We start from the raw sequence: 5,800 nt of genomic DNA, 5'->3' as shown, positions 1-5,800 counted from the left end.
GAGGAGGGCGCCGACATCGTCGACCTGGGCGGTGTCCGCGCAGGGCGCGGCCCGCACGTCGACGCGGCCGAGGAGGTCGCCCGCGTCGTCCCGCTCGTCGCCCGCGTGCGCGCCCGCCACCCCGACCTGCTCGTGAGCATCGACACCTGGCGAGCCGACGTCGCGCGCGCCGCGGCCGACGAGGGCGTCGACCTGGTGAACGACACGTGGGCGGGCCACGACCCGCACCTCGTCGAGGTCGCCGCCGAGCGCGGGCTGGGCGTCGTGTGCTCGCACACGGGCGGCGCGCGACCGCGGACCGACCCGTTCCGCGTCGCGTACCCCGGCGACGGGCTCGACGGCGTGCTCGACGACGTGCTGGCGACCGTGACCGCCGGCGCCCGCCGGGCCGTGGCGCTCGGCGTCGACCCCGCATCGGTGCTCGTCGACCCGACGCACGACTTCGGCAAGAACACCTGGCACTCCGTGCACCTGCTGCGCCGCACGGCGGCGCTCGTCGCGACGGGGTTCCCCGTCCTCATGGCGCTGTCCCGCAAGGACTTCGTCGGCGAGAGCCTCGACCTGCCCGTCGACGACCGGCTCGAGGGCACGCTCGCGGCGACGTCGGTCGCGGCATGGCTCGGGGCACGCGTCTTCCGGGCGCACGACGTCGCCGCGACGCGGCGGACCGTGGACATGGTGGCGGTCCTGCGCGGCGACGCGGCCCCCGCCCGGGCCGTGCGAGGGCTGGCATGAGCGGCGACCGCACGGCCGCGGAGTCGACGGACGAGGGGGCGACGCCCGCGGCGCAGGACGCGGCCACGCCGCTCTCCCGGGACGGGTCCGCGCCCGTCACCACGGACGCGGCTGCGCCTCCTCCCGCGGACGCGGCGGGGCCGGTCGCCCCGGATGCCGCCGACGTGCGGGCCCCTGCGGTCCCGCGTGCGTGGTTCGACCCGCGCGGCTGGCCGTGGTGGGTGCAGACGCTCGCCGTGTACCTCGCCGGGCGGGCGTTCAGCGCGGTCGCGCTCGTCGTCACCGCGCAGGCGCAGGTCGAGAACTACTGGACGCCCGCGCAGCCGTCGTACCTGCAGTTCACGGGCTTGATGTGGGACGCGAGCTGGTACCGGCAGGCGGCCGAGCAGGGCTACCCGGACACGCTGCCCGTCGGCGAGGACGGGCTGGTGCAGCAGAACGTCTGGGCGTTCTTCCCGCTGTTCCCGATGCTCGTCCGCGGGCTCATGGTGCTGACCACGGGTCCCTGGTACGTGGTCGCCCCGCTCACGGCGCTCGTCCTCGGCGCGGCTGCCGCCGTCGTGATCCACCGGCTCGTCGAGCGCGGTGCGCCGCGCGCCGTCGCCGCACGTCCCGGCCTGCCGCTGGCGACGGTCGCGCTCGTCACGGCGTTCCCGACGGCGGTCGTGCTCCAGGTCGCGTACACCGAGTCGCTCGCGCTGCTGCTCGTCGCCGCCGCGCTGCTGCTGCTCGTGGAGCGGCGCTACCTCGCGATGTCCGTCGTGGTGATCGCGCTCGGCTTCACGCGCGCGGTCGCGCTGCCGATGGCCGCGGTGATCGTGGTGCACGCGGCGGTGCGCTGGTGGCGCAGCCGGCGCGGCGAGGACCACCTCGGTGCGCGTGACGTGGGTGGCCTGGCCGCGCTCGCGGTGGCCGCGGGCGTCTCGGGCGTCGCGTGGCCGCTGATCTGCGGCTGGGTCACGGGCGTGCCCGACGGGTACCTGCAGACGCAGGAGTCGTGGCGCGGGCTGCGCGAGGTCCAGCCCTTCGGGGCCTGGGGGTACGTGTCGCGGTTCTGGTTCGGCGAGTGGGCGCCGTGGGTGCTCGTCGCGGGCTTCGCGCTGGTGGTCGCGGTCCTCCTGGTGCCCGCGGCGTGGCGTCTCGGCAACGAGCTGCACGCCTGGCCCGCGGCGTACCTGCTCTACATCGCGGCGGTCATCGAGCCCGGCAGCAGCCTCGCGCGGTTCCTCGTGCTCGCCTTCCCGTTGGGCGCTGTCACGGCCGGCGTCGTGACCCGACCTGCGGCGGCGAGGCGGCTCTGGTTCACCGGCGTGCTCGTGCTCATGCTCGCGCTGCAGCTCGTCTGGGTCTGGAACATGTGGCGGCTGACCCCACCGCAGGGCTGGCCGCCGTGACCGGTGCACCTGGACCGGCGTCCGACGCGGAGCCGATCGGGCGGTCCGGGTCGCATCGGTCGAGGTGGGGGACCCTCGGGTGAACTAAGATGGTCGGCGGACCACCGGCCAAGCGGGCCTCTCGTCGCGCGCTCCGCGCACGAGCACCCGGCCGGGACGCACGAGCGAAGGAGAGGCCCCCCGTATGGCCGCGATGAAGCCGAGGACCGGCGACGGACCGCTCGAGGTGACGAAGGAGGGGCGCGGCATCGTGATGCGCGTCCCGCTCGAGGGCGGTGGACGGCTGGTGGTCGAGCTCAACGCGACCGAGGCCGCCGAGCTGGGCGAGGCCCTCACGTCCGTCGTCTCCTGACGACGGACCGCACGACATGGCGAGGCCGACGACAGGTTTCACCGCTTCCATCGGCCGGACGCCGCCCGAGGTGACGTCGGTCGGTGGCGGGCTCGCGACGAGCCCGCTGCTGACCGACGGCTCGGTCGACGCCGTCGCTGTCCCGGTCGCCCCACCGGGACCCGGCGACGAGGGCGTCGAGGCCCGCGAGGGCACCGCCGACGCCGCGGCACGCTACGGCGTCGACCTCGCGGAGATCGCCGAGCGGGTCCGCCTCACGGGCGCCGCCGGCGAGGCGTACGTCCTGCAGCTCCCGCGACCCGTCGGGTCCGCGGTCACCCTGCCCTGGGCCGGGCTGCCCCCGCGCCTGGTCGTCGTGGGCGTCGGCGACGGCTCCCCGCGCGACGTCCGTCGTGCCGGGGCCGCTCTCGCGCGGGCCACCCGCGGGCTGCGCCGCGTCGTCACGACGGTCGGCGCCTACGCCGGCCAGTCCTCGTCCGACGAGGCCGCCGCGGCCCGCGCCCTCACCGAGGGCTACCTGCTCGCCGCGTATCGCACGCCGACGGTCGCGACCGGCAAGCCCGACCCCGCACCGGCGCCGCTCGTCCTGCTCGGCAGGGACGGCACGCGCGTCGCCGCGGCGATCGACGCGGGGCGGACCGCCGCGCGCGCGACGTGGCTCGTGCGCGACCTGGCCGCGACCCCGTCGAGCACCAAGAACCCCGCGTGGTTCGCCGACCAGGCGCGCCGGCTCGCCCGCACCGCCGGGCTCGAGGTCACCGTGCGCGCCCCGCGCGAGCTCGCCGCCGAGGGCTTCGGCGGGATCCTCGCGGTCGGCGCCGGCTCGGCGTCCCCGCCGCGGCTCGTCACCGTGTCCTACCGGCCCGCCACCGCGGGTCCCGACGCGCAGCACGTCGTCGTCGTCGGCAAGGGCATCACCTACGACACGGGTGGCCTGTCGATCAAGCCGCGCGAGGCCATGGTCCCGATGAAGACCGACATGACGGGCGCCGCCGTCGCGCTGGCGACCGTGCTCGGCGCCGCCGAGTCCGGTGTCGCCCACCGTGTCACCGCGGTGCTGCCGCTCGCCGAGAACCACGTCGGCGCCGCGTCGTACCGGCCCGGTGACGTGCTCACGCTGTTCGGCGGCACGACCGTCGAGATCGCGAACACCGACGCCGAGGGGCGCCTCGTCCTCGCGGACGCGCTCGCCTGGGCGGACGCGCACCTCGACCCGGACGTGCTCGTCGACGTCGCCACGCTCACCGGCGCCGCGACGCTCGGCCTCGGCAAGCAGCACGCCGCGCTCTACGGCACCGACGACGCGCTCGTCGCGGCCCTGGCCGCCGCGGGGGAGACGTCGGGCGAGCTCGCGTGGCCGATGCCGCTGGTCGCCGAGTACGAGGAGGCGGTGTCGTCCGACGTCGCCGACCTGCGGCACGTGCCCTCCGACCGCCGGATCGGCGGCGGGTCGATCACGGCCGCGCTGTTCCTCCAGCACTTCGTCGGCGACCGGCGCTGGGCGCACCTCGACATCGCCGGGCCTGCCCGCGCGAGCGCGGACAAGCACGAGGTCACCGAGGGCGCGACCGGCTACGGCGCGCGCCTGCTGCTGGAGTTCCTCGCCGAGCTGCGCTGACGGTCACGCCCGCGTGGCGGGCAGGCCGTCGTGCCGCGGACACCGACCGCGGTGCGACGCGCGAGGCGGACCGCTCAGCGGCGGACCGCGACCAGCAGGCCGTCACCCGTGGGCAGGAGCGCGGGCAGCAGCCGGTCGTCCGCGCGCACGACGCGGCCGACCTCGCGGATGGTCGTCGTGGTCTCGTCGCGCCGGGCCGGGTCGGCCACGCGGTCGTGCCAGAGCGCGTTGTCGACGGCGAGCACGCCGCCGGGCCGGAGCAGGCGCACGGCCTGCTCGACGTAGCCCGGGTAGGACTCCTTGTCGGCGTCGACGAACACCAGGTCGTAGCCGCCGTCGGTGAGGCGCGGCAGGACGTCGAGCGCCCGGCCCGAGATCGTGCGCGTGCGCGTGCCCCGGACACCCTCCTCGGCGAAGGCCTCCTTGGCGGCCCGCTGGTGCTCGACCTCGAGGTCGATCGTCGTGAGGACGCCGTCCGCGGGCATGCCGCGCAGCAGGTACAGCGACCCGACACCCGCCCCGGTGCCGACCTCGACGACCGCACGGGCCTGCGCCGCCGCCGCGAGCACCGACAGCGCGGCCCCCGACCCCGGCAGCACGGGCGTGCAGCCGAGCTGCGCCGCACGCTCGCGGGCGCGCAGGAGCACGTCGTCCTCGGGGAGGAACTCCTCGCAGTAGACCCAGCTCTGGGCCTTGTCGGTGGAGATGGCAGCCTCCCGGGGCGGTGCAGTGGGGCGTGGGATGCGGCCAGCCTATCGGTGCACGCGCGGCCCACGAGGGAGGCGGGCGGGCCGGCCGCGGAACTTTCCGGGCCGTCGACGCGTTCCACCAGGACGCACGTCACGATTCGAAGACCGCCGCGCGACCTGGGAGACTGGTGCCCCGTCCGCAGACCCCGAAGGAGCCCGACCCGATGACCACGCCCCCGGCCGCCTGGCAGCCGCCGACGTGGGAGCAGATCGTCCGGGACCACTCGGCGCGTGTCTACCGCCTCGCGTACCGCCTCACCGGCAACCGGCACGACGCGGAGGACCTCACGCAGGAGACCTTCGTGCGCGTGTTCCGGTCGCTCAACACGTACACGCCCGGCACGTTCGAGGGCTGGCTGCACCGCATCACGACGAACCTGTTCCTCGACCAGGCGCGCCGCAAGCAGCGGGTCCGCATGGACGCGATGGGCGACGACTCCGACCGCTACGCGTCGGTCGACAGCCTCGGCAGCCCGGAGCGCGCGTACGAGCACGGCAACCTCGACCACGACGTGCAGCGCGCGCTCGACGAGCTGCCGCCCGAGTACCGCGCCGCGGTCGTGCTGTGCGACATCGAGGGACTGTCGTACGAGGAGATCGCGGTCACGCTCGGCATCAAGCTCGGCACGGTGCGCTCGCGCATCCACCGCGCCCGGGCGCGGCTGCGCGACTCGCTGGGGCACCGAGCGCCCGAGGTGCAGGGCACGCAGGCCGCCGCGCGCGTCACCGCGTCGGACGCGGCCGTCGAGCCCACGCTGCACGCGGTCGGCACGGGCCGGGGGAGCGTGGGGTGAGCCACCTCGGGTCCCGGATCAGCGCGCTCGTCGACGGCCAGCTCTCGGTCGCCCAGACGGAGCGGGCGCTCGCGCACGTCGCGCTGTGCGCGCAGTGCGCGACCGAGCTCGCCGCGGCCCGCGCCGCGCGCCGGGCCCTCGCGTCCGCGGCGGACGAC

6 protein-coding genes are annotated in these 5,800 nt (G+C 76.1%); 5 read left to right on the top strand and 1 reads right to left on the bottom strand.

Annotation, left to right across the window (positions count from 1 at the left end; all coding sequences use genetic code 11):
* The 4 genes from folP to CTKZ_RS18280 form a co-directional block, all read left to right on the top strand.
* A partial coding sequence (gene folP, locus CTKZ_RS18295; RefSeq protein WP_124344266.1) for a dihydropteroate synthase occupies positions 1-735 on the top strand: 735 nt, incomplete at its 5' end.
* The gene (locus tag CTKZ_RS21730) at positions 732-2,129 is read left to right on the top strand and encodes a hypothetical protein (RefSeq protein WP_160142934.1); all 1,398 of its coding nucleotides are present in this window, start codon (positions 732-734) and stop codon (positions 2,127-2,129) included. The genes folP and CTKZ_RS21730, both read left to right, overlap by 4 nt.
* Before the next feature lie 184 nt (positions 2,130-2,313).
* Positions 2,314-2,481: a DUF3117 domain-containing protein gene (locus tag CTKZ_RS18285; RefSeq protein ID WP_013772033.1), complete on the top strand. Its 168-nt coding sequence runs from the start codon at positions 2,314-2,316 to the stop codon at positions 2,479-2,481.
* 16 nt (positions 2,482-2,497) lie between these two features.
* Positions 2,498-4,099, top strand: a complete 1,602-nt coding sequence (locus tag CTKZ_RS18280) for a leucyl aminopeptidase family protein (protein ID WP_124344265.1) — start codon at positions 2,498-2,500, stop codon at positions 4,097-4,099.
* 74 nt (positions 4,100-4,173) lie between these two features.
* Here the strand turns inward: CTKZ_RS18280 and CTKZ_RS18275 are convergent, their stop codons facing one another.
* Positions 4,174-4,806 carry an O-methyltransferase gene (locus CTKZ_RS18275; protein WP_124344264.1) on the bottom strand — a complete coding sequence of 211 codons (633 nt, stop codon included), beginning with the start codon at positions 4,804-4,806 and terminating at the stop codon, positions 4,174-4,176.
* Positions 4,807-5,012: 206 nt separating this feature from the next.
* On the opposite strand from CTKZ_RS18275, the gene sigE reads away from it, so the two are divergent.
* Positions 5,013-5,642, top strand: a complete 630-nt coding sequence (gene sigE, locus CTKZ_RS18270; RefSeq protein WP_225916294.1) for an RNA polymerase sigma factor SigE — start codon at positions 5,013-5,015, stop codon at positions 5,640-5,642.
* Positions 5,643-5,800 lie beyond the last annotated feature (158 nt).

The organism is Cellulomonas algicola (genome assembly GCF_003851725.1).
Classification (GTDB): Bacteria; Actinomycetota; Actinomycetes; order Actinomycetales; family Cellulomonadaceae; genus Cellulomonas; species Cellulomonas algicola.
This window is presented reverse-complemented; position numbering and strand designations above follow the sequence as displayed.